This window comes from Planomonospora algeriensis (assembly GCF_977012225.1).
The window spans coordinates 1-2,645 of sequence record NZ_CDRNDK010000671.1 but is presented as its reverse complement, the minus strand read 5'-3'; the positions used below and the strand labels follow the sequence as shown (position 1 = coordinate 2,645).

Here is a 2,645-nt window from a genome sequence, read left to right as displayed (position 1 = left end):
ACCCACCCCGGCCACCGCACAAAACCCGGGACCCGGCCGCACCCACCCCGGCCACACCCGCGCCGGGGTCAGGGGGCGAGTGTGAAGAGGCGGTCGTCGGCGGCGGCGGGGGAGCCGCGGCCGTCCTTGTTGCTGGTGCCGAACCACAGGGAGCCGCCGGGCGCGGCGGCGACCGCGCGGAGCCTGCCGTACCGGTCGGCGAAGAGCGGGACGGGCTCACCGGCCCTGCCGTCCGCGGTGAGCGGGACGCGCCAGAGCCGGGCGCCGCGCAGGGCGGCCATCCAGAGGGAGCCGTCGGCGTAGGCCAGGCCGGAGGGGGAGGCCTCGACGGGGCGCCAGGTGGCGATCGGGTCGATGAAGCGGGAGCCGCCGCCGGTGCCCTCCACCTCGGGCCAGCCGTAGTTGCCGCCCTTGGTGATCAGGTTGAGCTCGTCGGAGGAGTTCTGCCCGAACTCGCTGGCGTACATCCGCCCCGCCGGGTCCCAGGCCAGGCCCTGGACGTTGCGGTGGCCGTAGCTCCAGACCACGCTGGAGAACGGGTTGCCGGGGGCGGGATCGCCGCCCGGGGTCATGCGCAGGATCTTGCCGGCGAGGGAGTCCCGGTCCTGGGCGAGGGCGCGGTCGCCGACCTCCCCGGTGGAGGCGTACAGATAGCCGTCGGGTCCGAAGGCCAGGCGGCCGCCGTTGTGGATGGCGCCCTTCGGGATGCCGTCGAGGACGACCGTGGCGCCGGTCAGGGCGCGGTCGTAGCGGTAGCGCACGATCCGGTTGTCGGAGGCGGCGGTGTAGTAGAGGAAGACATGTCGATCCCGCTCGAACGAGGGGGAGACGGCCACGCCCATCAGGCCGCCTTCGCCGTCCGGGCGGACGCCGGCGATCCTGGCGACCTCGGTGACCCTCCCGGCGGCCGTCACCCGGAGCAGCCGGGCGGTGTCCCGCTCGGTCACCAGCGCGTCGCCGCCGGGCAGGAAGGCGATCCCCCAGGGCACGGAGAGCCTCCCCGCCAGGACGCGGGGCGCGGCGGCCGCGGAGGTCGCCGCCGGTGATCCCGGCGGCGGGGAGGGCCGGGTCGACTGGGAGGCGGCGGGGGCCTCCGAGCATCCGCCCGCCAGCGCGGCGGACGCCGCGATCACGAGGGCCGCCCAGCGTGCGCGGCCCGTGCCGTATGAGGTCATGCCGGTCATCGATCGCCTCCAGCGTGGCGGCTCCGGCCTCAGGGCCGGGGTCCTCGACGGGCGTCTCCCGTCTCGTCCATCCTCCATCCATACCTGACCGGTGCCGCGGAAGGGCTCACGACCGCGCACGGCGATAATCCATGCCATGAAGATCTGGGTTCCCTCCGAAGCCGCCGCCGATGTCCTGAGCGATCTGCCCGACGTGGAGTGCGTCGTCTACGACGGTCGCGGGCCGGCGCCCGCGGGGGCGGAGGAGGTCGAGGTCTGGATCCCGCCGCTGGTCCCGGTGGAGGGGGTCGCCGAACTGCTGGGCCGGATGTCTCGCCTGAGGCTGCTGCAGACCGTCACCGCCGGGGTGGAGCCGTACCGGCCGCACCTGCCGGAGGGGGTGACGCTGTGCAACGCGCGGGGGGTGCACGACGCGGGCACCGCGGAGTGGGCGGTCGGCGCGATGATCGCGGTGCTGCGGGAGTTCCCCGGCTTCGTCCGGGCCCAGGAGCGGGGGGAGTGGACCTACCGCCACACGGGTGTGCTGGCCGACTCGACCGTGCTGATCGTGGGCTACGGCTCGATCGGCGAGGCCCTGGAGCGGCGGTTGGCCGGGTTCGAGGTGGAGGTGGTCCGGGTGGCCAGGACCGCGCGGGCGGGCGTGCACGGGCAGGACGAGCTGCCCGCGCTGCTGCCCCGGGCGGACGTGGTGGTGCTGCTGGTCCCGGCCACGTCCGACACCGCCGGGCTGGTCGACGCGGCGTTCCTGGGCGCGATGAAGGACGGCGCGCTGCTGGTGAACGCGGCCCGGGGAGGGGTGGTGGACACCGGCGCGCTGGTGGCCGAGCTGGAGAAGGGCCGGATCGCGGCCGCGCTCGACGTGACCGACCCCGAACCGCTGCCGCCGGGCCACCCGCTGTGGACGGCCCCCGGGGTCTTCCTCACCCCGCACGTCGCGGGCAGCACTCCCGCCTCGGGCCGGCGCACGCTGCGCCTGCTCCGTTCGCAACTGCTGCGTTACCTCGCAGGTGAGCCGCTCAAGAACGTCATTACCGGGTCTTACTGACACAGAAAGGCAGGCGAGAAAAGGAATCCGGACCGTGGCTGCTCCGTGACCTTCGGTGGATATCGTGGTCTCCTGCGACACTGATCGCTCGCATGGTTATCAGAACGGTGACGACTGCGGTGTTGTCACCTCCGGCGCTCAACGGAGAGCACACACTGGCCCTGTGCTCTCCGGGGACCTCGGAGGCACGGAGACACAGGACGACGTGCCCGAGGGGCACCGTGAGCGCGACGGGCAGAGGAACGCCGCGCGAGCGGGACGAATCGACACTGGATGGGCAGACGACATTGATCCGCTGGCGTGATCCCCGGATACCTCTGCCGGCCGCGGCCGCCGCCGCGGTCGGCGTGACGGGGTTCGCCGCCGCTCTCGTCGGCGGCGTTCAGGCCGTGACCGCGGGTGCGGTGGCGGGGTGT

At 73.8% G+C, this 2,645-nt stretch carries 3 protein-coding genes; 2 read left to right on the top strand and 1 reads right to left on the bottom strand.

The genetic code is table 11. The annotated features are described in order from the left end of the window. Positions 1-68 precede the first annotated feature (68 nt). Entirely contained in the window at positions 69-1,175 is a 1,107-nt protein-coding gene (locus tag ACWJ6R_RS34280) for a PQQ-dependent sugar dehydrogenase (protein ID WP_449066195.1), read from the bottom strand. Positions 1,176-1,320: 145 nt separating this feature from the next. Between ACWJ6R_RS34280 and ACWJ6R_RS34275 the strand changes: the two genes are divergently transcribed. After that, on the top strand, positions 1,321-2,229 hold the full coding sequence (locus tag ACWJ6R_RS34275; protein ID WP_449066194.1) for a 2-hydroxyacid dehydrogenase: 909 nt from the start codon (positions 1,321-1,323) through the stop codon (positions 2,227-2,229). 221 nt (positions 2,230-2,450) lie between these two features. Next, a partial coding sequence (locus tag ACWJ6R_RS34270) for a hypothetical protein (protein ID WP_449066193.1) occupies positions 2,451-2,645 on the top strand: 195 nt, incomplete at its 3' end.